Genomic DNA, 25656 nt, shown 5'->3' with positions numbered 1-25656 from the left:
TCTGAAAAAGAGGAACCCGTAAAAAGAGAACCAACAAAAGAGGAATTGCTGGAACAGGAAGTGGAAGCAAAAATTCGTAATATGTCTGCAGAAGAAAAGGTAGCGCAGCTTTTTATGATTACGCCGGAAGCACTGACCGGAGTAGGACAGGTTGTGGCAGCAGGAGAAAGTACGAAAGCAGCACTGGAAGCTTGTCCAGTTGGAGGGATTATTTATTTTGCTCAAAATTTTGAATCACCGCAGCAGGTGAAGCAGATGACTGCAAATGTTCAACAATATTCCAGAAATCGGATTGGACTTCCATTGTTTTTGTCCGTGGATGAAGAAGGAGGAACCGTCACAAGGTTTGGAAGAAATCCGGCCTTTCAATTCGATGCTTCTGTCAATATGCGTGAATTGGGAAGAACCGGAGATACTCAGGCAGCTTACAATTTGGGAACAAAGCTTGGAACATTTCTTTCTGATTTAGGATTTAATATGGATAATGCTCCAGTTGCAGACGTTTTGAGCAATCCACAAAATACAGTGATTGGAAATCGTTCTTTTGGTTCGGACTGTCATATGGTGTCCGATATGGCTCTGGCAGAACTGAAAGGAATGAAAGATACGGGAGTGATTGGAGTATTGAAGCATTATCCGGGACATGGAGCAACGACTGCAGATACGCATACAGGATATGCCAGTACAGACGCCACTTTGGAGGAGATGAAAGGAAATGAATTAGTTCCTTTTATAGAGGGGATTCGTTCCGGTGCGGAAGTAATTATGGTGGCTCACATTTCCTGCCCGGGAATTACCGGTGATACGGTTCCTGCATCCTTATCAAAGAAGATGATAACAGATATTTTGAGAACTGATTTGGGGTATCAGGGACTTGTTATAACAGATGCACTGAATATGGGAGCTATTGCACAGGAGTATACTTCCGGGGAGGCTGCTGTTTTAGCTATAAATGCAGGTGCGGATATGTTACTGATGCCAGTGGACTTCCATGAGGCTTATGAAGCGGTTCTTTCTGCTATGCAAAGTGGAGAAATTTCGGAAAGCCGGATTGAGGAATCTTTAAAAAGGATTCTTTCTTTAAAACTTTGTATGGATGCTGGTTGAAATACAATGAAAAGTATCGCTGAAGACAGAAAACAATGGGCAGAAAAGGGGGACGGAAACAGCCGGAAAAGGGCTTTAACCGTTCCCCTTTCTTTTTCTTCGTGTTTGTGGTATGCTGAGAAAAACAGAGGGTTGTTTCATTTTGGACAGCCCCGATACAGGAGGTCTTATGAAGAAACGAAATGCAGCAGTGTATGCCGGTGTGGCGCTGACGGCCGTGTTGGTGCTGGGAGGCGCTTTTGGGATTAAAAAAGCTTTTTCTGAAAAGGAAGATAAAACGAAGAAAGAGAGCCGGGAACAGAACAGTGAAGAGGCCATGAAAGCAGTCTATCTGGAAAATCAGCAGGGCGATTTTATGTTTGTAGACTTGACAAATGAAACACCGTTTTTGGGAATTCTTCCAGAGGACGGAGTGTATAGCCAGAAGGAAGAAAAAATTTCCGGGGAAGATCTGAACAGCGGAGATGTGGTGCTTGTATGGGGCAGCGGAGTAATGGCTCAGTCTTATCCGGCGCAGTATAACGGAATTACGAAGATACAGGTAGAGGAAAAAGGAAATCAGAAGTATGTGGAGTCTTATAGCCACTATATGGAGGAATTTTTCCCGGCAGCAGATTTCAGCCAGATTCCTATGCTGGACGTTTCCTATAAACAGCCGGAGGCCATTGTAACGGCGGCTGTTTCCGATATGGGTGCGTATACCTGGACTTATGAAAAGGAAAACGGAGAAAAAGAAACCATAGCAACAGACACCGCCCATATTTTGCAAAGGGACAATATGACGGAGATTTCCCTGGAAAATGGTACAGAAATGGAACTGCTTTTCAGTCTGGCGCCGCAGAAAACAGAAGTCCTTCGATGGTCAATGGAAGAGTGGGAAAAAGCCAGACAGGAGAAAGATACGGCTGAAATTCCAGATGGAGAAACCGTACAGGTAACGGAAAATCAGGCGGGAAATCCGGTGATATCCTGTGATGCGGGGTATGTGTATCAGGTAAAGGGATACTGGGAAAACGGAGAGGCAGAATACGGATTTTATACGAAGGAAATGGGACAATAAAGGGAGGTTTTTCAATGCGTTTAGAGGAAACTTTACTACAGACAGCAAAGGAACTGGGGTTTGATAATTATCAGGTAATCGATACAGCGGCGCTTCATTTTGACGAGCGTTTCAGAATGTATTGTGAAACGAATTACTGTGGAAATTATGACAACAATTATTCCTGTCCTCCGGCTTGCGGAGAAGCAAAAGAGTTGGGGGATAAGGCGAGGGCGTTTGAGCGGGCTCTGGTTCTACAGACTATTACACCGGTGAAAGATATCACGAATGACAGTGAAACAAAGGAAATTAAACGCCGACATAACCAGATGACCTGGAGTCTGATTGAGAGTGTGGCCGGGGAAGTGGGGGAATATCTTCCGGCTATGGCAGGTCCCTGTCAGATTTGTTCTCCCTGTGCAAAGGAACTGGGAAAAGACTGTCCTTTTCCTCAAAAGAGAGCATCCTGTCTTTCTGCCTTTTGTGTCAAGGTAGACGCACTGGCGGAATACTGCAAAATTCCTTATTACTGTGAGGGTGAGGTGGCCTTTTTCAGTATTCTGTTTTTTCAGCAGAAATAGCGGGACATGCGAAATAAGAGAGGACAAAAACACAAAACAGGTGTATACTATACATAGAAAAGAATACAACAGGAGAAAATGAAATGGACAATGTAAACAAAGAACTGATTCAGAAAATACAGACCAGCCAGGAGGTGTTTACCATTCTTTCCAGAGCCACAAGACAACCGTTTGTTATCTGTGACCCGGAAAGTTTCAATGACCAGGTATGGATTTTTGAGAATAAGGAAGATTTGGAGGAAGCGGCAAAACCTCTGGCAGAAAACAAAAATCCCATCGCAGCCATTAAGGTAGAAAATAAGAGCTTTCTCAGCTTTTATACAGCCCTGTATACGCTGGGTGTCAATAGTATTGTCTACCATGAAAAAGAGAAAAAGACAGAATTAGATTTGGAGGATATCGTAAAAAAACCGGATTTTTCAGCTCTTCCGGAAGAGAAACGACCGCTTTTAAATCCTCAGCTACAGCTTTCCGGAATTTACTTTATGCAGGAATTCCGAAGAGGCGGAGACGTCAAGGAAAAGGCAAATCTGCCGGAACTGGAAGAAGAGGTTGCCGCAAACCTTGCCAAAAGCAAGTATCTTGTAGCAGTGGAAAAGCAGGGCGAAGAGGAGGCAGATAAAAAGGTTCAGGTTCCCTATGTGAAGAACCAGAACGGAGATATTTTCCAGCCTGTTTTTACGGATGCCGAGGAATTCAGAAAGTTTAATAAAGAAAAGAAATTTCAGGCACTTTTAGTAACCTTTGAAAATCTGGAAAAGGTACTGATTCCTGTAGCCAAAGGTGCAGTGGTCAATCCCCAGGGATTTAATCTGATTGTGCCAAAGGAAAAAATAGGGGCTATCAGACAGCGATTCGGCCTGTAGATTCTGAAACCAGGTTCGGGAAAGGAGATGTTGTCATGAAGATTGACATGCATTGCCATACAAAGGAGGGCTCCATAGACGGAAAAGTACCCATTGAGGAATATATTCGGCTGCTGAAAAATCAGGGATTCGGGGGAATGCTGGTAACAGACCACGATTCTTACGGCGGCTACCGGTACTGGAAAAAGCATATCAAAGGACAGAAATATCAGGACTTTGTAGTTTTAAAGGGCATTGAATACGACACCCTGGACGCAGGGCATATTCTGGTCATTATGCCGGAGAATATTAAGCTGCGTCTTTTGGAACTGAGAGGTATTCCGGTACAGATGCTGATTCCCATTGTACACAACTACGGAGGCATTTTAGGTCCGGCTCATCCCTGTGGGGAGAAGTTTATGAGCTTTATGAATGCCAAGGCATATAAGCGCAATCCTGACATTTTAAAGGAATTTGATTTCATGGAAACCTTCAATGCCTGTGAACCCCAGGAGGTCAATGACAAGGCAAAGGAAATTGCAGAGAAATATGATTTGCCGGGAACCGGGGGCAGTGATGCCCATAAGGCAGACTGTGTAGGTATGGCCTATACGGAAGTGCCGGACGACATTACCTGTGAAACCGATTTGATTGCCCATATTATCAAGGGGACAAAGCTGGAATGCGGCGGAACCATTTACACCAATACCACCAAGGAAAAGATTGGGAAGGCCAAGGCGGTTCTGTCCCATTCCTTCTGGGTATACAATAAAATCGGAGGCTGGAGCAAGGCCTTTAAGCGCAACAGTAAACTGAAAAAGGGATTTGTGGAAAGAGTAGATGTAAAAAAGGAAGAAAAGAATGAGTAAAAAAATAATTCATGCAGCACTTTTAGGTTTGGGAACTGTGGGAACCGGAGTTTATAAGGTTCTGAAAAGCCAGGAAGAGGAAATGGAACAGAAAATCGGCGCGGCAGTTGCCATTAAAAAGATTCTGGTAAGAAATCTGAAAAAAGCAGCGGCAAAACTGCAGGAGCCGGAACTGCTGACAGACAGCTGGCAGGAAATTCTGGAGGATGAATCCATTGACATTATCATTGAAGTAATGGGTGGTATCCATCCGGCAAAGGAATACATTACAGCCGCTCTTCGTGCGGGAAAACATGTGGTGACAGCCAATAAAGATTTAGTGGCCTCTTTTGGAGGAGAACTTTTGGACTGTGCTGCGGAGCACCACTGCGATTTCCTGTTTGAGGCATCTGTGGCGGGCGGCATTCCCATCATTCGTCCTTTGAAGCAGTGTTTGGCGGGAAATCATATTTCCGAGGTTGTGGGAATCGTCAATGGAACAACCAATTTTATTCTCACTAAAATGACCCAGGAACATATGGAGTTTGCTGATGCCTTGGCTCTGGCTACCAGACTGGGCTATGCTGAGGCTGACCCCACAGCAGATATTCAGGGTTATGACGCAGGGCGGAAAGTGGCTATTATGGCATCCATTGCCTTTAATTCCAGAGTAACCTTTGAAGATGTTTCTACAGAGGGCATTACCCATATTTCTTCCAAGGATATCCGGTATGCAAAAGAACTGGGTTGTGTGATTAAGCTGCTTGGTGTGGCAAAAAATGCAGAGAACGGAATCGAGGTTAAGGTACAGCCCATGCTGGTGCCGGAAGGCCATCCGCTGGCTTCTGTAAACGATTCCTTTAATGCGGTTTTTGTCCATGGAGATGCGGTGGACGACGCTATGTTTTACGGAAGAGGGGCAGGAGAACTGCCGACGGCCAGTGCCATTGTGGGAGATGTCTTTGACATTGTAAGAAATATTCTGTTTCAGTGTACAGGCAGAATCAGCTGCACCTGCTATAAAGAGCTGCCAATTAAGAAACAGGAAGAGACAGAGAGCCGGTTTTTCCTAAGGCTGCATGTAGATGATAAGCCGGGGGTTCTGGCGGGCATTGCCAGCGTACTGGGAAATTATAAGGTAAGTATTGCACAGATGATTCAGAAACACAGAAAAGAGGATTTCGCAGAAATCGTTGTCGTAACCTCAGAGGTCAGAGAAGGAAACTTCCATGACGCTATGCTGATTATTGAGGGCATGGAGGCTGTACATAAGATTTCCTCCGTTATCCGGGTATATGGAGAGCAGGAATGACAGAAAAACTATATTATCAGGACAGTTATCTGTCCGAATTTGAGGCAAAAGTATTATCCTGCGCCCAAAAGGGAAACAAATATGAGGTAGTTCTTTCGGGAACTGCCTTTTTTCCTGAGGGCGGAGGACAGACAGCAGACACGGGAATCCTTTCAGAGGGAGAGAAGACCGTGCAGGTTTTAGACGTACAGGAAAAAGAGGGAATTCTCGTACACGAAACAGACGGGCCGCTGACAGAGGGGGCATGGATAAAGGGAAAACTAAATTTTCAGGAACGGTTTATCAAAATGCAGGAGCATACCGGAGAGCACATTGTATCCGGAATTGTATACAAACGTTTCGGATACCAGAATGTGGGATTTCATCTGGGAAAAGAAGAAGTCACTATGGATTACAATGGCCCTTTGACGGAAGAGGAGCTGCGGGAAATTGAGTATGAGGCTAATCGGGCCGTGGCAGAGGATGTTCCCATTGTGGTGCTGGAACCTTCCAGAGAAGAACTGAAGGATATTTTTTACCGCAGTAAAATGGAGATAGAAGGTCAGGTGCGGATTGTGCAGATTCCGGGCTATGACAGCTGCGCCTGCTGTGCTCCTCATGTAAAAACCACGGGAAGCGTGGGTATGATCAAGATTACGGGTGCCATACGGTATAAAGGAGGTATGCGGCTTTCTTTGCACTGCGGTTTCCGGGCTCTTTTGGATTACCGACAGAAAGAAACCAGTGTGAAACAGATTTCCAACCGCCTTTCTGCAAAGCAGGAGGAGGTTTTTGAGGCAGTAAAAAGGATGGAGCAGGAGATTGCGGCTTTAAAGGAAAAGAACAAAAAGCTGCAGGAGAAGTTAGTGGCTGCCGCTTTAAAAGAGGAAGAAAAGAAACTGGCAGAACATGCGGGGGCCAATCTGATACTTTTTGTGGAAGATATGGACGCGGCTGCCATGCGGAACTTTGTGAATGAGGCAATGGAAAAGACGGAAGGTGTCTGCGGTGTGTTTGCCGGCACAGAGGAAAGCGGCTTTCGGTATGTACTGGGGCAGAGGGAAGGCAGTATCCACATGATTGGGAAACCGTTAAATGAAGCGTTTCACGGAAAAGGAGGCGGGAAACCGCCTATGATACAAGGCTCTTTGAAGGGAAACGAAGAGAAAATCAGAGCATTTCTGGAAGAAACAGAAGGCTGAAGCAGGAATAGTATGAAAAGCGCAGTTTGTAAATCACCCGTTTGGTGAAATGCAGGCTGCGCTTTTCTTTGTGATATATGCAGTTTCGAAAGATTTCTTAATACTATCTTAATACGAAATAAATTCAGATTAATACCTCCTTAATTTGGAAAGGAATACAATGTTACAGCAAGGAGGAAAAAAATTATGATGGATGTAATCATGATTGGAGTCCTGGCCGTGAGCTTCGGACTCGTCAAATTATTTGCAGATTTCTGCGAATCACAGGTAAAACCAAAGGACAAATAGGAGGAAGTAAGAAAATGATCGTTTTGGGAATAATAATTGCAGCCTTAGCGGGATATCTGGTATATGCATTGATTTATCCCGAAAAACTGTAATACAGAATCGAGAGGAAAAGACCAGGAGGAGAAGAAATGTTACAGATTATTTTAACACTTTCGATTTTTGTGATTCTTGTCATTCCTATGGGAAAATACATGTATCACATTACAACCGGACAAAAAACTTTTGCAGATAAAGTATTTGACCCGATAGACTCTTTTATCTATAAAATCTGCGGTATTAAAGGCACAGACATGGGCTGGAAAAAATATGCAGTAACCCTTTTACTGGCTAATGCAGTCATGATATTTGTAGGATATTTGTTTTTGCGGATTCAGAACCTGCCGTTTTTGAATCCCAATGGGATTGATTCCATGGAACCGTCTCTTTCCTTCAATACCATTATCAGTTTCATGACAAACACAAACCTGCAGCATTACGCAGGAGAAAGTGGTTTGTCCAATGCCAGTCAGATGTGTGTCATTATTTATATGATGTTTACCTCTGCAGCCACCGGCTATGCAGCGTGTATGGCTTTTTGCAGAGGACTGGCAGGAAGACAGATTGGCAACTTCTACAGAGATGTGGTGCGGATTATCACCAGAGTTTTGATTCCGCTGTCTTTCCTTGTAGGACTGTTTTTAGTCAGTCAGGGAACACCGCAGACTCTGGGCGGGAACCTTACGGTACATACAATAGAAGGAAAATTGCAGGATATCGCAGTTGGCCCGGTGGCAGCGCTGGAATCCATTAAACATTTAGGTACCAACGGCGGCGGTTTCTTCGGGGCGAACTCAACAACGCCTTTTGAGAATCCTACCATTCTTTCTGACATTACAGAGCTGATTTCCATGATGCTTCTTCCGGGAGCCTGCATTGTCACTTTTGGACATATGATTCATGATAAGAAGAAAGAAAAGGCTGCTTATGGAAAACAGGGAGCAGTGATTTTCGGAGCCATGGCGATTTTGTTTACGGTTGGTCTGGTTATCTGTTATCATGCGGAAATGGCAGGAAATCCGGTTATCGGAAATATGGGAATCGACCAGACAGCCGGCAACATGGAAGGCAAGGAGGTTCGCTTCGGTGTAGCCCAGTCTGCACTCTTTACCACGGTAACCACATCCTTTACCACCGGTACGGTCAACAATATGCATGATACCCTGACCCCTCTGGGCGGTATGGTTCCCATGCTGCATATGATGTTAAACTGTGTGTTTGGCGGAAAAGGCGTAGGTCTGATGAATATGATTATGTACGTGATTCTTGCCGTTTTTATCTGCGGTTTGATGGTAGGGCGTACACCGGAATATCTGAATAAGAAAATTGAAGGAAAAGAAATGAAGCTGGTGGCTATCTGTATTCTGATTCACCCCCTGCTGATTCTGGGATTTTCTGCACTTGCCATATCTGTACAGGCAGGTCTGGACGGCATTACCAATCCCGGCTATCATGGGCTTAGTCAGGTATTGTACGAATATGCCTCATCTGCGGCAAACAATGGTTCCGGATTTGAGGGACTGGCAGACAACAGTGTATTCTGGAATATGACTACAGGATTCGCTATGTTTTTCGGACGATACATTGCCATGGTGGCACAGCTTGCCATTGCAGGTTCCCTGCTTGCCAAGAGAAAGATGAACGAAACCATTGGTACACTGCGTACAGACAATGTGACCTTTATGCTGATTCTGGTATTTATCGTATATATTTTTGCTGCCCTGACCTTCTTCCCGGTATTGGCGCTGGGCCCCATTGCAGAGCATTTGTCTCTGTGGATGTAGAGGAAGAGAAGAGTGACAGGAACCAAAGGAGAGTAAGAAATGGCTAAAAATGAAAGGACAAAATTCATTACCAAAGATATTTTAAAATCATCAATTATCGGTTCTTTTCAGAAACTGGACCCACGTTATATGATAAAGAATCCGGTTATGTTTGTGGTGGAAATCGGCTTTGTAATTACCCTGGTGCTGACCTTTTTTCCAACCCTGTTCGGCGGTGATGCAAAGTATCAGCTTTATAACGGAATTGTAACGCTGATATTGTTTATAACCGTACTGTTCGCAAATTTTGCGGAATCTGTGGCAGAGGGAAGAGGAAAGGCACAGGCGGCTTCTCTTAAAAAGACCAAACAGGATACCAAGGCCAGACTGCTTTTGGCAAATGGTCAGGAAAAAATGATAAATGCGTCAGAACTGAAAAAAGACGATATCGTTCTGGTAAACGCAGGGGAAGTGATCCCGAATGACGGAGAAGTTATAGAAGGCGTTGCTTCTGTAGACGAATCTGCCATTACAGGAGAATCTGCTCCGGTAACCCGTGAGTCAGGAGGAGATTTCTCCTCTGTGACAGGCGGTACAACCGTAGTATCTGACTGGCTGAAAATTAAAATTGTGGCTGAGCCCGGAAAATCTTTCCTTGATAAGATGATTTCCCTGGTAGAAGGTGCAGAAAGACAGAAGACCCCTAATGAAATTGCACTGAACACGCTGCTGATTGTATTGACTTTAATCTTTTTGATTGTAGTGGTAACCTTACATCCCTTTGCAAGCTATCTGGGAGTTGAGATTCCTATTTCCTGGACCATTGCATTGATGGTATGTCTGATTCCAACCACCATTGGCGGACTGCTTTCTGCTATCGGTATTGCGGGTATGGACAGAGTAACCAGATTTAATGTTATCGCCATGTCCGGAAAAGCCGTAGAAGCCTGCGGTGATGTAGATACCATGATTCTGGATAAAACAGGAACCATTACTTATGGAAACAGACTGGCAGCAGAATTTTATCCGGTAAAGGGTGTAGAAAAGAAAGATTTGGTGGACTACAGTGTTATGAGTTCCCTCATGGATACCACACCGGAAGGAAAATCTACAGTGGATTTGGGACGGCAGATGGGCTGCGCTTTAGACGAAAGCATTTGCAGTCAGATGGAATTTGTGGAGTTTACCGCACAGTCCAAAATGAGCGGCGTGAATTTAAAAGACGGTACAATGGTGAGAAAGGGTGCTTTTGAAGCCATGAAAACCTTTGCAAGAGAACTGGGCGGAGTGATTCCCGAAGATTTGGAAGGAATTGTAACCGAAGTTTCCAACCTTGGAGGAACGCCTTTGGTGGTTTGTGTAAATAATAAGATTTTAGGTGTCATTTATCTGAAGGATACGGTAAAACCAGGTCTGGTAGAGCGTTTTGAAAGACTCCGGGAAATTGGAATCAAAACCATTATGTGTACGGGAGATAACCCTCTGACTGCAGCTACAATTGCTAAAGAAGCAGGAGTGGACGGATTTATTGCAGAGTGTAAACCCGAAGACAAAATTGACGCTATTAAGAAGGAACAGGCAGAAGGAAAGCTGGTGGCGATGACCGGAGACGGAACCAATGACGCACCGGCGCTGGCGCAGGCAGATGTAGGACTTGCCATGAATTCAGGAACGCAGGCAGCCAAAGAAGCAGCAAACATGGTGGATTTGGATTCTGACCCTACAAAGATTCTGGAAGTGGTAGAGATTGGAAAGCAGCTTCTGATTACCAGAGGTTCTCTGACCACCTTTAGTATTGCCAACGATATTGCAAAATATTTTGCCATTATTCCGGCCATGTTTACCATGGTTCTGCCTCAAATGCAGATTTTAAATATTATGCATCTGGCAACACCGGCAAGCGCGATACTGTCCGCTTTGATTTTCAATGCCCTGATTATTCCGGGGCTGATTCCCATCGCCATGAAGGGTGTAAAATACAAACCCATGAAAGCGGAAAGACTGCTGTTGAGAAATATGGGTATTTACGGTTTGGGCGGAATTGTGGTGCCTTTTGTGGGCATTAAGATTATTGACCTTTTGGTAGCTCCGCTGCTGGCATTAATTGGAATGTAGGAGGAAGACACATGAAAAAGTCTTTGAAATCAATAGGTAAGATGTTAGGATTTTGTATTGTTTTGATGGTACTTTGCTCTTTTGTCTATCCGCTGGCCCTGACTGGAGTCAGCCAGTTGACCATGAAGGACAAGGCAAACGGAAGTCTGGTAGATAAAGAAGGAAATCCGGTTTCAGACCCAGAGGACGCAGTAGGTTCTTCCCTGATTGGGCAGGATTTTACAGAAGATTATTATTTTCAGCCCCGTGTTTCTACTGTAAATTACAATACTTATATAGAGGAAGAAAAAGAAAACGGAGACTATACGGGGGTAGCTTCCGGAAGTTCAAACTATGGAAATTCCAATCCGGATTTGAAAAAGCGCATGGAAAAAGATTTGGATGAATTTTTAGAAAAACATCCGGAGGTAAAGAAGGAAGATATTCCATCAGACCTTCTGACTGCTTCCGGTTCCGGACTTGACCCGGATATTTCACCGAAAGCTGCTGAAATCCAGATTTCTGCAGTAGCCGAAAATTCCGGATTATCCGAGGAAGAGGTTTCTGAAATTGTAAAAGACAATACAGAGCATAAGTTTCTGGGTGTTTTTGGAGAAGACAGAGTGAATGTTTTGAAATGCAATCTGGCAATCGCAGATGCTATGGGGATTTTAGATGGAGAATGAAAGACCGGATTCCCAACAATTGTTGAGGAAACTGAAATATGAGGAAGAGCAAAAACAGAAGAAAACCAGGGGAAAGCTGAAAATCTTTCTGGGGTATGCGGCCGGTTCCGGCAAAACCTATACCATGCTGGAGGCAGCTCATGAAGCGCTGCGGCATGGTGTGGAGGTTGTGGCAGGTTATGTGGAGCCCCATGCCAGACCGGATACCCAGGCGCTGACAGAAGGAATTGAAATGCTGCCCCCTATGATGGTGGATTACAAGGGCGTCAAGCTGCGGGAGTTTGATGTAGACGCAGCTTTAAAGCGGAAGCCAAAGTTAATGTTGGTGGATGAATTGGCGCATACAAATGCAAAGGGGTGCCGCAACGAAAAACGATACCAGGACGTAAAGGAATTATTACGTGCTGGTATCAACGTGTATACAACTCTGAATATTCAACATCTGGAAAGTCTGAATGACCTGGTAGGAACTATTACGCAAATCGAAGTTCGGGAGAGGATTCCTGACAGGATATTTGATATGGCGGACCAGGTTGAGGTGATAGATATTGAGCCGGATGAATTGATTGAGCGAATGAAGGAAGGGAAAATCTATGGCCGGCTGCAGGCGGAGAGAGCTCTTTCTAATTTTTTTAAACGGGAAAAACTGGTGGCACTCAGAGAAATCACGCTGCGCCGGGTGGCAGACCGCGTGAATCGGATTGCGGAAGAAGAGCGAAATGCTTTGGGAAACATGGAGTATCATACCGGAGAGCATATTCTGGCCTGTGTTTCTTCTGCACCCTCCAGCGCAAAGGTGATTCGTACTGCGTCTCGTTTGGCCTATGCGTTCCATGCCCAGTTTACAGTGCTGTCTGTAGAAACACCGGAGCTGAAGCAGGCAGATGAGAAGACGAAGCGTGTGTTGAACCGTCATTTGGAGCTGGCCAGAGCTCTGGGGGCGAAGATTGTCACTGTATATGGCTCGGATATTGCACAGCAGATTGCAGAATATGCCATTGTGGGAAATGTGTCCAAGGTTGTCATCGGAAAAAACAACCGCAGGAGATTCTGGGAAAAGGGTAAGGTGGAAGTGCTGGAGACGCTGATGTATCGGGCTCCTAACATCGATATTTATATTATTCCGGACGGCAGGAAGAAGAATACCGGGAAGGAACCGGCAGGAAAGGGGAGACACCGGTCAGAACATTCACACACGGTAGCAGACCTGGCGGCTATTACAGGAGTTCTGCTGCTGACAACAGCGGTGGCTTTTGGATTTCAGAAACTGGGACTTTCTGAATCTAATATTATCATGACCTATATTCTGGGTGTTTTGCTGTCTTCTTATATTGCGGATAAAAAAATTTATGCTCTGTATTCCTCGCTTTTCAGTGTTCTGACATTTAATTTCTTTTTTACAGACCCTTATCTGAGCTTTAAGGCGTATGATAAAGGGTATCCGACTACGTTTGTTATGCTGTTTGTAGTAGGATTTTTCACAGCGAGTTTGACCAGAAAATTGAAGCAGCAGAATCGGGAAAGCGCGAAAAAGCAGTATCGAACTGAGATTCTGTTGGAAAACAGCCAGAAGCTGCGCAGATGTAAATCGAAAGCAGAGGTATGGAAGCAGGTGGCAGAGCAGGCAGGGAAACTGCTGAATCTGTCCATTCTCATTTACCCGGTGAAAAAAGACGGGCTTTTGGATTTGCCGCTTCTTTTTCCCAGAAAAGGCATGGAGCAAAGAACACTGGAAGAATTGGTGAATTTTCAGGAAAAAGCGGTGGTGCAGTGGGTGGCGGCTAATCATCACCGGGCAGGAGCCTGTACCCATACGCTTCCTGAGGCAAAGGCCATGTATCTTCCTGTACAGGACGCAGAGGAGGTCAAAGGTGTTATGGGGATTCTTTTGGAAGAACGCAGACCAGTTCAGGATTTTGAGTATGGATTGCTGATTGCCATGCTCAATGAGGCCGGAGTCAAGCTGCAGGATGCACTGCCTGAGAAGCAGATAAAGTCTTCCTAGATGGGCAGGCCGTATATCCATACTCTTTTTTCGTCTGTTGACGTACCCGGAAAAATCCTTTATTATAAGCAGAGTTAAAGGATTAAATGCAGAGGAGTCTTTTCATGAATATTTTAAACATAGAAAATATCAGCAAAATTTACGGAGAAAAAGTGATTTTTGACCATGCGTCCTTTGGTATTCAAGAAGGGGACAAAATCGGTATTATTGGTATAAATGGTACGGGAAAAACCACGCTTTTGAAAATGGCAGCCGGATTGGAAGAACCGGATGAGGGACAGATTATTAAGCAGAATAATCTGCGGATTGCCTATCTGCCGCAAAATCCCCAATTTCCGGAAAATGCCACGATTTTGTCTTATATCCAGGACAGTGAGCAGCAGTGGAAAATAGAGAGCAATTTGAATAAGCTGGGGATTCTGGAGTATGATACGCCGATAGAATATCTTTCCGGAGGACAGCGGCGCAAGGTAGCTCTGGCTAAAGTACTGGCTTTGGATTTTGATATGTTGCTGCTGGACGAGCCTACCAATCATTTGGATGCGGAGATGATTGCCTGGCTGGAAGAATATCTGCGGGAATTTCGGGGAACCGTCCTTATGGTTACCCATGACCGTTATTTTTTAGACCGGGTGACAAACCGGATTCTGGAAATCAGTCATGGACAGATGTACAGCTATCCTGCGAATTACTCCCAGTTTCTGGAAATGAAAGCGGAGAGAGAAGAAATGGAACTGGCCTCTGAGAGAAAACGGCAGAGTGTGCTGCGCATGGAACTGGAATGGGCCAAGAGAGGCTGTCGGGCCAGAAGTACCAAGCAAAGAGCCCGATTGGAACGTCTGGAAGCGTTAAAAAATCAGAGTGCCCCGGTGAAGGACCAGACTGTGGAACTGGATTCCGTGGAAACCAGAATGGGAAAAAAGACCATCGAGCTGCATCAGGTGAGCAAAGGCTTTGGAAGTCTGAAAATTGCAGACGATTTTGAATATATCTTTCTGAAGAATCAGAAGGTGGGAATTATCGGGCCAAACGGCTGTGGAAAATCCACGTTTATGAAGATGCTGGCAGGTTTGGTGAAACCGGACAGCGGAACCATTGAAATTGGGGAAACAATTCGCATGGGATATTTTGCTCAGGAAGAGCAGCATATGGACGAAAAGCAGAGAGTGATTGATTATGTCAAAGATATCGGGGAGTATATCACTACAAGAGAAGGCAGAATCAGCGCCTCCCAGATGCTGGAGCGTTTTCTGTTTACACCGGATATGCAGTACGCCCCCATTGGTAAACTTTCAGGGGGAGAGAAGCGGCGGCTGTACCTGTTGGGTATCTTATGCGAAAATATCAATGTGCTTTTACTGGACGAGGCCGGGAATAATCTGGATATTCCTACCATGACGATTCTGGAAGATTATCTGAACTCTTTTCAGGGCATTGTGATTACCGTATCCCATGACCGCTATTTTCTGGATAATGTGGTGGACCGGATTCTGGAGTTTGACGGAAATGGACACATCTGTCAGTATGAGGGCGGTTATACGGATTACCTGAGTGCAAAAGGGCAAAGTGGACAGGCGCAGAGTGGTTCACCAGAGAAAAGGGCGGAGAACACAGAAAAGAAAGCGAACAAAGACTGGAAACAGAACCGAAGTACAAAGCTGAAATTCACCTATAAAGAGCAGAGGGAATTTGAGACCATTGATGAGGACATTACAGCGCTGGAAGAAAAAATTGCTCATTTGGATGAGGAAATTATGAAAAACGCCACCAATTCCGGGAAACTCAATGAACTGACACAGGAAAAGGAAGCGGCTGAAGAGCAGTTGGAAGAAAAAATGGACCGCTGGGTGTATTTAACTGATTTGGCGGAAAAAATAGCGGCGCAGTAAGAAACTGCGCCGCTCTGTGCGTTCTACAGGAATCTGCGAAGCGGAAGAATCACTACGCGCAAAACACCATAAAAAACTTTCTTTCCGGTGGTCATTTCTTTCGCTTTATAGTTTTCTCCATACTGATATTCTCCGTTTTCCTGCATGATTTTACTGTAAGTTTTGTCTGTTTCCACTTCTTTGCGTATCATGGAGTTCAGTGCCGGAGCATCCACGGCAAGCATAAGTTCCGTATCCTGGTAAGTGCTGCGCATATCCAGATTATAAGAGCCCAGAATGCTCATACGGTCATCCAGCAGGACAGCCTTGGTATGGCAGGAATGTTTTCCCATAAATTCATAGACCTTTACGCCGGTTTTTCGGATATTTTTCTGCTGATTGAGATAATCCGTACAGCCCCAGGGATTGGCACCGCTGGCTACGTCATTGGTAATGATTTCCACCGGAATATTTTTCTCCTGCAGAGAAGCCAGATCCTGATACATTTCTTTGCCGCAGATAATATACGGGGTGTAAATGGTTACCTCTTCCGCTTCGGACATAAGTTGGTGCAGAGCATACCACATCCAGGGCTCTTTGTTTTCCGATTCCAGAGGATTGCATAAAAGAGAAATCTTGTTAGTCTCAAAAGTTTTTTCTTCATAATTCCAGGGTTCATAAGCCTGGGGATACAGTTCCTGCAGGCGGCTGAAACGTTCCTTCAACTGTGCCGCAGCATCAGAGACCTTTTTCGTTTCTTTTTTGCACACAAAATCTTTGCTGTCTGAGAGTCCCCAGATGTTTTCAAAATAAGTTTTTACTTGAAAGAGAGAAGCGTCCGGATTGCTTTCCGTCTCATATACAAACAGTTCCCGGTCAATATTTTTGGAAGAAGAATAGTCCCCCAAAAAGAGATTCATGGTGTTTCTTCCGCCCAGAAGATACATCTGCTCATCAACAATTACATATTTGTCATGAAGCCGTGCCTGCATATCCCAGGGTTTTAAAAGGTTAATGGGATTGTATACTTTTACCTGAATATTTTCATGGGCTGCCAAAGCCTGGAACCATTCAGGGCTTTGCAGTTTCATGTCCAGAAGTCCGCTGAAACCGTCCACAATGACCCGTACCTTTACGCCGCGTTCAGCCGCATGGTACAGAGCTGCCATTACATCTTTTCCTGCCTTGTCGGCATTAAAATCAAAGGTGGAAAGAATGATTTCTTTTTGGGCGCTGTTTATCATGTGCAGGCGGTATAAGAGGGCGTCTGTGTTGTCAGGGATATAGGCGGCCCGTTCCGTCCCCACCGAAGAACTGTAAAATTCTCTCTCCGCAAACTGTTTTTTGAAAGATGCCGACACTTTTTTGTGAGGAATATAAGGTACCGTCAGAGCCCCTATATACAGAAGCAGAAACAACAGCAGTCCATGTCTTTTCAGAATTCGTTTCACGGAAAAACCGGAAATCTTATGCATGAGGAAAGCCTCCCTTTCTCTTTGGTGTCAAATTAGTCGCTTACAGGCGCAAGCAGAACTTTTCCGGTACCCCGGTATACATTTACCAGTCCTTCGCCGGAGGCCGCAGAGCCAATAAGGGATTTTCCGGAACGTTCTACCGTAAAGTCCAGACTTCCACTCCATGCAATGGCCATATTGCCGTCCACCTTCAGTACATCGTCCTGCAGGGTAATTTCTACCAGTTCTTCTTTCGGGCAGACTGATTCCAGGCAAACCACTCCGTTTCCGGAAAGTCCCAGGTTAAACAGGCCTTCATTTCCGGCTACTGCGGAGGAAAAGTTGGAACGCATAACCGCCTTCTGGCGAATAGAAGAGTCACAGGCCAGGAACAGGCCGTCATCCAGCACCACAGAACCGTTCCAGTCCTCCAGATTTAAAAGCAGCAGATGCTTGTAGGTAGGCTCTAATACCATGACGCCGTCTCCGGTGTATTCCGGTTTGATAGCAGATTCTCCGGTGACTTTTCCCCGGACAGCTTTGCCAAAGAAGTCACCGACGCCCTTAATTCCCGTGACCGCTTTGACATTTCCAACCATCCACTGCATAGCGCCTGACTGGACGGTAACCCGGGCTTTGCTTAAATCGCAGACAACCTGTCTTTTGCGTACATTCATGGCATTGCAAAAATAAGCAGCCGCTGCGTTGTTTGGCATAACGCTCAAATCCCTCAGATATTCGATAACCGTAAAAGGTCCGGCGCTGTCCAGAACGCGAATATCATCGTTGTTTGTAAAATTAGAAATTTGAAACATAAAAACACCCCTTTCGAATAAAAAATATAGTGTCTATTTTCTGGATATAAAATCCGGAAGACCGTCAGAACCCAGTGGGATTTCTACTGCGCCCTGAATCAACGGAAGGGCATAGGCGAAGAAATCTTCTGTGACATCAGAACCATCTTGGGAAATCCATTCCAAAGGCACAGTTTTTTCTTTGTTGCAGATTTCGTTTACATCTTCCAGCCCCAGCGTCATACGATAAGGAAGATTGGAGGTACGCACATAGGAAACCATTTTTCCTGTTTCACCTTTTAAGGCAGCTTTTACGCCAAAGGCACCGGCCAGAACAGCTTCTTTCTGGTCTGTAGCGGACATCATGGAAGCGGAGCAGCGCTGGCTTACGTTTAATTCGACGGAGCGGGCTTTCACGTTTAAGCGGTTTCTTACCAGGTTTTCCAGGTATTTGCCGCAGCCGGCCAGCATTTTGTGACCGAAAGAGTCTGTGCCTACGCTGTTGTCGTATTCACAGATAAAAGTGCCGTCTTTGTCATGAATACCTTCTGATACACAGACAACTACGTTGGGGTTCTTCTCAAAAGCTGCTTCTATTTTTGCAAGAAAAGCTTCCTGGTCAAAAGCAGTTTCCGGAAGATAGATAAGAAGGGGATTGTCGTTTGCATGTTTTCTGGCCAGTGCCCCTGCTGCGGTAAGCCAGCCGGCGTGGCGTCCCATAATTTCAATAATAGTGACAGATTTTGTCTCGTAGACGTTGGCATCTACGGTGATTTCCCGTACGGTAGATGCTACATAACGTGCCGCGCTTCCGAAGCCCGGTGTATGGTCTGTCAGCACCAGGTCGTTGTCTATGGTTTTCGGTTCCCCGATGACGCGGATGTTGCTGCCTGTCTTTGCTGCATACCGGGACAGTTTGCTCACCGTATCCATGGAGTCATTGCCGCCGATATAGAAAAAATACCCAATCTCAAGCTCTTCAAATTTCCGGAAGAGGAGAGGGTATACCGGGTCATTTAAATCTTCGGGAAGTTTGTAGCGGCAGGAACCGAGATAAGCTCCGGGTGTGGTTTTCAGTTTTTCCAGTTCATCGGCGCCAAAGGCCTCTTTGAAATCCAGAAAACGACCTGCCAGAAAACCTTCGATGCCGTTTAACATTCCGTAAACACGTCCGATGGATTCCTGCCGCATGGCTTCTGATACCACGCCGTAAAGGCTGCTGTTAATGACTGCGGTAGGTCCGCCGGACTGTCCTACAATTAAATTTTTTCTGTTCATATATAAAATCCTTTCCTGTGTTTTCTTATTTTACAAATTTTATACTTTGGTGCTTTTTCATTATAGCATGGAATCTATGAAATTGCATTAAGAAATGCTTGCCTGAAAAGGAAAATGTGTTATAATGGTTTCAGCACATTAAATAAATGGAGGTCATGAATTATGTTAGTATCAGCAGCAGAAATGTTGAAAAAAGCAAAAGCAGGACACTACGCAGTAGGACAGTTTAACATCAACAACATGGAGTGGACAAAAGCAGCTCTTTTAACAGCAGAAGAATGTAAATCCCCAATCATCTTAGGTGTTTCCGAAGGTGCAGGAAAATATATGTGTGGTTTTAAGACTGTAGCCGACATGGTAAAAGCCATGATGGAAGAACTGAACATCACAGTTCCGGTTGCTCTGCACTTAGACCACGGTACATATGACGGATGCTACAAATGCATCAAAGCAGGATTTTCTTCTATTATGTTCGACGGTTCTCACTACCCAATCGAAGAAAATGTAGAAAAGACAAAAGAACTGGCTGGCGTATGCAAAGGCCTCGGACTTTCTCTGGAAGCAGAAGTTGGTTCTATCGGCGGAGAAGAAGACGGTGTTGTAGGTATGGGCGAATGCGCAGACCCGAAGGAATGTAAAATGATTGCAGACCTGGGCGTAGACATGCTGGCAGCAGGAATCGGAAATATCCACGGAAAATATCCGGAAAACTGGGGCGGACTTCGCTTTGACGTTCTGGATGACATTCAGAAATTAACAGGTGAAATGCCATTAGTTCTGCACGGCGGTACAGGTATCCCGGCTGACATGATTAAAAAAGCGATTGATTTAGGCGTATCTAAAATCAATGTAAACACAGAATGCCAGTTATCTTTCGCAGAAGCTACCAGAAAATACATCGAAGCAGGCAAAGACAACGAAGGAAAAGGATATGACCCTCGTAAATTATTAAAACCTGGTTTTGACGCTATCTGTGATACAATCAAAGAGAAAATGGAACTCTTCGGTTCTGTTGGAAAAGCATTTGAATAAGAAGATAAAAACTCCAGAATAGAATATGCAGAGGTTCTGCCATTTGGGCAGAAAAGAGAAAACGGTATGGCCCGGATAGGGGGCTGTACCGTTTTTATCAGGAGAAAAATATGCAAAAGAATTTTACAAAAGGAAGTGTTTTGAAAGCACTTATGGCTTTTTCCATGCCGTATCTGCTCAGTTGTTTTTTGCAGACCTTTTACGGTATGGCAGATTTGTATGTGACAGGGCAGTATAACAAAGCGGCGGCTATTTCCGCTGTTTCCATAGGCAGCCAGGTGATGCATATGCTTGCCGTGGTGGTAGTGGGGCTGGCTATGGGAACCACAGTGCTTCTGGGACAGGCTGTGGGAGAGAAGAATCAGGAAAAGGCCGGGAAAATTGTGGGAAATACGGTGGTTTTGTTTCTGGCGGTATCTGTGGTGTTTACAGGGCTTTTACTGCTTGGCACAGATCAGATTATGGAGTGGGTGGCTGTGCCGAAAGAAGCGTTGGCACAGACGAAAAGCTATCTGACCATTTGCTTCTGCGGGATTCCCTTTATTACTGCCTACAATATTTTAAGCTGTATTTTCAGAGGCATGGGGGATTCCAAAAGTCCCATGTACTTTGTGGCAGCGGCCTGCGTGCTGAATATTCTGCTGGATTTCCTTTTTATCGGAGGATTTCAGATGGCGGCGACAGGGGCGGCTCTGGGGACAGTACTTTCCCAGACGGCCAGTGTGATAATGGCATTTGCGGTCATTCGGAAGAAAAAAGAATTTGCCTTGCATCTGACAGGAAGAGATTTGAGACCGGAAAGAGAAACCCTGGGGAAAATTCTGAAAATTGGTGTGCCTGTGGCCTGCCAGGACGGATTTATCCAGATTTCTTTTATCTTAATTACGGTCATAGCAAATCAGAGAGGCGTTGTGGCAGCGGCAGGCGTGGGGATTGTGGAAAAGGTTATCAGTTTTCTTTTTCTGGTTCCCTCTGCCATGCTGTCGTCCATTTCGGCTATTGCAGCACAGAATGTAGGTGCAGGAAAACATGAGAGGGCAGAGAAAACCCTGGGATATGGGCTTTTGATTTCCGTGTCCTTTGGGATTGTGGCAGCCTTGGCCTGCAATCTGGCGCCGGAGATGATATTAGGCTTGTTCTCTAAAGAAAAAGATATTATTTTTATGGGAAGCCAGTATTTGAAGGCTTATGCACTGGACTGTGCCATTGCGGGGGTGCATTTCTGCTTCAGCGGTTATTTCTGTGCTTACGGAAAATCTACGGTTTCTTTTCTGCACAATTTGATTTCCATGGCTGCTGTGCGGGTTCCGGGGGCTTATCTGGCGGCAGTATATTTTCCGGATACCCTGTACCCTATGGGATTGGCGGCGCCGGCGGGCTCGCTTTTGTCATCGGTTATCTGTATGGCTGTGTTCTTGTATTTCAGAAAGAGGAGAATCAGACAGTCCTTGTGAAAAAGGGCATGTTTTTGCTGGTTTTTGCATAGGCTTTAAAAACGGAACAAGGACAGTCTTTTGATATGCAGGAATTTGTTCACGGACTGCAGCGGTTTGTATGGGGACCTGGAATGCTGGTGTTTTTTCTGGCAGCAGGTATCCGTTTTACCCTGCAGTCCCGTTTTTTTCAGCTTCGGAAACTGCCTTTTTGGCTGAAAAGCACACTGGGTTCTCTGAAGAAACAGGAGGAATCAGAAAGAAGAGAGGAACACTCTATTTCGCAGTTTCAGTCTTTCTGTACGGCACTGGCGGCCACTTTGGGAACGGGAAACATTACGGGAGTGGCAACAGCGCTGATGTTTGGCGGGCCGGGAGCGATTTTCTGGCTTTGGGTTTCGGCTTTTTTTGGTATGATGACCAGTTATGCGGAAAATTTTCTTGGAATAAAATACCGCTACAGAGACGAAAAGGGACGCTGGAAGGGCGGCGCCATGGTTTATATGGAACGTGGATTACAGTGCCGGCCGCTGGCTGTGGTTTTTGCTGTCTGCTGTCTGGGGGCGTCTTTTGGCATGGGGAACATGGTACAGGGAAATTCTATGGCTCAGGGGCTTTGGGAGGCTTTTCACATTCCTCCCTTTGTATCCGGATGTATCTGTATGGTGTTGGTTGCCGTGGCCCTTACCGGCGGAGTGAAGAGAATTGCGGCTTTTACGGAAAAGCTGGTTCCGCTTATGGCAGCGGCCTATCTGGGCGGAGCGCTGGTGGTGCTTTTTGTTTACCGGGAGCGGATTCCAGAGGCGTTTCGGCTTATAGTTACAGAGGCGTTCCGGGTGCAGGCGGCGGCAGGCGGGATTGCCGGATATGGCATGGGGCAGGCTGTCCGCATGGGAATTGCCAGGGGAATTTTCTCCAATGAGGCGGGGCTTGGCTCTTCTGTTCTGGCCCATGCCAATACGCAGGTATCGTCGCCCCAGGTGCAGGGGATGTGGGGGATGGCAGAGATTTTTATTGACACCATGGTAGTTTGTACGGTGACAGCGTTGGTACTTTTGGTCAGCGGTGTGTATGAACCCCAGGGATTTCTGTCCCGGATACAGACCGGCGGGCCTATCACAGACGGAACTACGCTGACAGGAATGGCTTTTGCCACAGTAATTCCCTGGGGGCGGCAGTTTTTGGCAGCAGCTACGGCACTTTTTGCTCTTGCTACCATTCTGGGCTGGTCCTGCTTTGGGGAACAGACGGCAGAGTACCTGGGGAAGGAAAAAGGAGTGGCCCTGTACCGGCTGGTTTACATTCTGGTGACCCTGCCGGGGTGCATACTGGCGCCCCAGATGATATGGGAACTATCGGATGCCTTAAATGGTATGATGGCTGTTCCAAACCTGCTGGCTCTGTTTTTTCTGGGGCGGGAAGTGCGGTATGAAAATGCGAACAAAGAAACCGGATAGAAGGAAATACTATAAAGAAACGATAAAATAAAGTGTAAGGAAAGGTTTTTCTTCGTCGTTTTATACAATGAAAAAAACAAAAAAATTCCTTTTTTTTCTAAAGAAGGGTTGTTTTTATGAATTAGTTGCGTTAAACTGAAAAAGGCAGACAAAGATAATTATCCTGAGATACTTGGAGGAAAAAAGATTGAAATTGAAAGAACTAAAGAGAGTGCTTGCCCTATCCATGGCATTTACGCTGGCGGTTCCTGCCAATGTATATGCAGCAGAGGTGCAGGTACAGACAGAGGGCAACAGCCATTTAGAATCAGAGACCCCGGAACAGCCGGAAGCTCCACAAGAGAATCAGACGGAACAGACGCCGGAAACACCGGAAGGTGAGAATAGCGGTACAGATACAGAAACCCCGGAGCAGCCGGAAACCCCAGAGACCCCGGAGACACCAGAGACGCCGGAAACCCCGGAGGTTCCGCAGCAAGAGACCCCGGAAGCATATGAGCAGAGAACGGGCTACCAGCTGCCGGAAGGTCATCATTATGTATTGGACGCAAATGGCTTTGTGATATTACTGGAAGACGGTTCTCCTAAGGTGGAGGCAGACCAGCCGGAAGTTCCGCAGCAAGAGACCCCGGAAGCATATGAGCAGAGAACAGGCTATCAGCTGCCGGAAGGTCATCACTATGTGTTGGATGCAAACGGCTTTGTGATATTATTGGAAGACGGTTCTCCTAAGGTGGAAGCAGACCAGCCGGAAGTTCCGCAGCAAGAGACCCCGGAAGCATATGAGCAGAGAACGGGCTATCAGCTGCCGGAAGGTTATCATTATGTGTTGGATGCAAACGGTTATGTGATTTTGTTGGAAAACGGTTCTCCGCAGATTGCAGCAGATGACACTTCTGCACCGTCTACCAATGAGGAACTGGTGGCGGATCAGCAGATATATGAAGTTCCCCAGCTGGTAGAGGACTTCCGCTTCTGGACCGTGGCCAGAAAATACGCTTTTGCAAAAGATAGTCTGGAAATCAAAGAGGAAATGAATCAGGAATCCCGCAGTGTGGGAACTTTGGACAAGGAAGGCGTGTGCTATATTCTCAAAGAGGAAGAAGACGGCTGGTTATATGTGGAATCCGGCAAAGTCAGAGGATTTGTAAAGGCAGACACCGTGACGACAGGCGAGGACGCGCAGAAGATTCTGGAAAAATACCAGAAGAAAGCCAAAGAAAAAGCAGAGAAAGAAAAGAAAACTTATACGGGAATTGAGGGAACAGCTCCGGTCGCAAAGGAACTGGTGCCTTATCTGGAAAACAAAGCTTTTCTGCATCTGAGAGCTACGGTAAATCAGACGGTTGTACAGAAAGATTATGCGCTGACCACAGCAAGTCTCCTTAATGTAAGAGAGGGAAAAGGCACAGACAGCCGTATTGTGGCAACGCTTACCAGAGGAAGTCTGGTGTATGTCATTGCGGACAAGGACCAGGATTGGATTTACATAGAGTCCGGAGATGTCCGGGGATTTGTAAGCCGTGAATACCTCAACATGGCAGATACGGTTAAGACAGAAGTAGAGCAGAAAGGTGAAGAGACTTACACGACAGCGGAGTCTCAGATTGAGCAGGATGAAAACCAGGCCCGCTATTATACACTGACCTCCATTAAGTCCGGTATTCCGGGGGGAGAAGTGCGAAACTCCATCGTGGAATTTGCTTCTCAGTTTATCGGAAATCCTTATGTATGGGGCGGTACCAGTCTGACAGACGGTGCAGACTGCTCCGGTTTTGTACAGAGTATTTACAAGCAGTACGGCTATGACCTGCCCAGAGTGGCAGAAGACCAGGCTCAGTATGGTACCAAAATTGCCGTAGAAGATGCGCAGCCGGGAGATTTGATTTTCTATGCTAAGGATGGATATATTTTCCATGTGGTCATGTATGCAGGAAATGGCAAGACCATTGAAGCAAAGGGAACGAACTATGGTATTGTGTCCGATGATGTAAATTCCAACTGCGCAGTATGGGCCACCAGAATTCTGGACGATACCAGAACCGTATACGGCAGCAGTGATATTGCAGAAGTCAATGCTACAGAAGATATGTACGGCGAGTTGTTAGGAAACTTTAAACTGACTTACTACTGCTCCTGCGAGATTTGCTGTGACGTGGAAACCGGTATTACCGCAACGGGCACACCGGTTGTAGAGGGACAGACAATTGCTGTAGACCCAAGTGTGATTCCATACGGAACCAAAGTCATTATTAACGGCCATGTATTTACTGCAGAGGACTGCGGCGGTGCAATTAAGGGCAACCGCATTGACGTCTATGTCAGTGACCATGACAGAGCCAATGCACTGGGCGTAAATTATGCAGATGTATATTTGATGAAATAAGCATACAGAAAAAGCAGAAGGAACTGTGTCAAAGCGGTTCCTTCTGTTTCGTTGTGTCAGCAATGAAATAAACCACCTGCTATGCGGGTGGTGGGAGAAATCTTTAGATATAAGCAAGAACTCCTGTGCTATGATGAATGTGGGTCTGCAAAACCACAAATAAAAGCAC

General features: G+C 45.7%; 20 protein-coding genes. 17 read left to right on the top strand and 3 right to left on the bottom strand.

Annotated elements, in window-relative coordinates:
* The first annotated feature begins 45 nt into the window (after positions 1–45).
* From WBS51_RS12355 to WBS51_RS12300, 13 genes are all read left to right on the top strand, one after another.
* Positions 46–1107 carry a glycoside hydrolase family 3 protein gene (locus WBS51_RS12355; protein WP_294461515.1) on the top strand — a complete coding sequence of 354 codons (1062 nt, stop codon included), beginning with the start codon at positions 46–48 and terminating at the stop codon, positions 1105–1107.
* A gap of 169 nt (positions 1108–1276) precedes the next feature.
* The gene (locus WBS51_RS12350; protein ID WP_173748860.1) at positions 1277–2167 is read left to right on the top strand and encodes a hypothetical protein; all 891 of its coding nucleotides are present in this window, start codon (positions 1277–1279) and stop codon (positions 2165–2167) included.
* 14 nt (positions 2168–2181) lie between these two features.
* Positions 2182–2727 (top strand): DUF2284 domain-containing protein, encoded by a 546-nt coding sequence (locus WBS51_RS12345; RefSeq protein ID WP_173748859.1) that lies wholly within the window; start codon positions 2182–2184, stop codon positions 2725–2727.
* A gap of 83 nt (positions 2728–2810) precedes the next feature.
* Positions 2811–3593, top strand: coding sequence for an SseB family protein (locus tag WBS51_RS12340; RefSeq protein ID WP_173748858.1), 783 nt, complete (start codon positions 2811–2813; stop codon positions 3591–3593).
* A 35-nt stretch (positions 3594–3628) separates the two neighbouring features.
* A complete protein-coding gene (locus WBS51_RS12335; RefSeq protein WP_173748857.1) occupies positions 3629–4441 on the top strand; it encodes a PHP-associated domain-containing protein in 813 nt (270 codons plus the stop codon).
* Positions 4434–5732 carry a homoserine dehydrogenase gene (locus WBS51_RS12330; protein ID WP_173748856.1) on the top strand — a complete coding sequence of 433 codons (1299 nt, stop codon included), beginning with the start codon at positions 4434–4436 and terminating at the stop codon, positions 5730–5732. The genes WBS51_RS12335 and WBS51_RS12330 overlap by 8 nt, the downstream gene beginning before the upstream one ends.
* A complete protein-coding gene (locus WBS51_RS12325; RefSeq protein WP_173748855.1) occupies positions 5729–6913 on the top strand; it encodes an alanyl-tRNA editing protein in 1185 nt (394 codons plus the stop codon). The genes WBS51_RS12330 and WBS51_RS12325 overlap by 4 nt, the downstream gene beginning before the upstream one ends.
* A 302-nt stretch (positions 6914–7215) precedes the next feature.
* Positions 7216–7293: a K(+)-transporting ATPase subunit F gene (gene kdpF / locus WBS51_RS15260; RefSeq protein ID WP_173748870.1), complete on the top strand. Its 78-nt coding sequence runs from the start codon at positions 7216–7218 to the stop codon at positions 7291–7293.
* 36 nt (positions 7294–7329) lie between these two features.
* Entirely contained in the window at positions 7330–9021 is a 1692-nt protein-coding gene (gene kdpA / locus WBS51_RS12320; protein ID WP_302228843.1) for a potassium-transporting ATPase subunit KdpA, read from the top strand.
* Positions 9022–9060: 39 nt separating this feature from the next.
* On the top strand, positions 9061–11115 hold the full coding sequence (gene kdpB, locus WBS51_RS12315) for a potassium-transporting ATPase subunit KdpB (protein WP_173748853.1): 2055 nt from the start codon (positions 9061–9063) through the stop codon (positions 11113–11115).
* An 11-nt stretch (positions 11116–11126) separates the two neighbouring features.
* On the top strand, positions 11127–11780 hold the full coding sequence (gene kdpC / locus WBS51_RS12310) for a potassium-transporting ATPase subunit KdpC (protein ID WP_173748852.1): 654 nt from the start codon (positions 11127–11129) through the stop codon (positions 11778–11780).
* Positions 11770–13785, top strand: coding sequence for a DUF4118 domain-containing protein (locus tag WBS51_RS12305; protein WP_173748851.1), 2016 nt, complete (start codon positions 11770–11772; stop codon positions 13783–13785). The genes kdpC and WBS51_RS12305 overlap by 11 nt, the downstream gene beginning before the upstream one ends.
* Before the next feature lie 104 nt (positions 13786–13889).
* Positions 13890–15674 carry an ABC-F family ATP-binding cassette domain-containing protein gene (locus WBS51_RS12300; protein WP_294461503.1) on the top strand — a complete coding sequence of 595 codons (1785 nt, stop codon included), beginning with the start codon at positions 13890–13892 and terminating at the stop codon, positions 15672–15674.
* 23 nt (positions 15675–15697) lie between these two features.
* Here the strand turns inward: WBS51_RS12300 and WBS51_RS12295 are convergent, their stop codons facing one another.
* Genes WBS51_RS12295 through WBS51_RS12285 form a run of 3 tightly spaced genes read right to left on the bottom strand, consistent with a single transcriptional unit; the run spans position 15698 to position 19179 of the window.
* The gene (locus WBS51_RS12295; protein ID WP_291681272.1) at positions 15698–17128 is read right to left on the bottom strand and encodes a phospholipase D-like domain-containing protein; all 1431 of its coding nucleotides are present in this window, start codon (positions 17126–17128) and stop codon (positions 15698–15700) included.
* Between the two features lie 32 nt (positions 17129–17160).
* The gene (locus tag WBS51_RS12290) at positions 17161–17922 is read right to left on the bottom strand and encodes an AIM24 family protein (protein WP_173748848.1); all 762 of its coding nucleotides are present in this window, start codon (positions 17920–17922) and stop codon (positions 17161–17163) included.
* Positions 17923–17955: 33 nt separating this feature from the next.
* Positions 17956–19179 (bottom strand): 6-phosphofructokinase, encoded by a 1224-nt coding sequence (locus tag WBS51_RS12285; protein WP_173748847.1) that lies wholly within the window; start codon positions 19177–19179, stop codon positions 17956–17958.
* A gap of 162 nt (positions 19180–19341) precedes the next feature.
* Between WBS51_RS12285 and fba the strand changes: the two genes are divergently transcribed.
* The 4 genes from fba to WBS51_RS12265 all read left to right on the top strand — a co-directional run bounded on the left by fba (position 19342) and on the right by WBS51_RS12265 (position 25487).
* Positions 19342–20211 carry a class II fructose-1,6-bisphosphate aldolase gene (gene fba / locus WBS51_RS12280; RefSeq protein WP_173748846.1) on the top strand — a complete coding sequence of 290 codons (870 nt, stop codon included), beginning with the start codon at positions 19342–19344 and terminating at the stop codon, positions 20209–20211.
* A gap of 110 nt (positions 20212–20321) precedes the next feature.
* Positions 20322–21665 (top strand): MATE family efflux transporter, encoded by a 1344-nt coding sequence (locus WBS51_RS12275; RefSeq protein WP_173748845.1) that lies wholly within the window; start codon positions 20322–20324, stop codon positions 21663–21665.
* 65 nt (positions 21666–21730) lie between these two features.
* On the top strand, positions 21731–23101 hold the full coding sequence (locus tag WBS51_RS12270; protein WP_294461496.1) for an alanine/glycine:cation symporter family protein: 1371 nt from the start codon (positions 21731–21733) through the stop codon (positions 23099–23101).
* A gap of 187 nt (positions 23102–23288) precedes the next feature.
* Positions 23289–25487 (top strand): NlpC/P60 family protein, encoded by a 2199-nt coding sequence (locus WBS51_RS12265; RefSeq protein ID WP_294461490.1) that lies wholly within the window; start codon positions 23289–23291, stop codon positions 25485–25487.
* Positions 25488–25656 lie beyond the last annotated feature (169 nt).

The sequence above is a fragment of the Blautia acetica genome, from assembly GCF_038739805.1.
Classification (GTDB): domain Bacteria; phylum Bacillota; class Clostridia; order Lachnospirales; family Lachnospiraceae; genus Blautia.
Note: the sequence above shows the minus strand (reverse complement) of the source record. Positions and strands in the feature narration are given on the sequence as shown.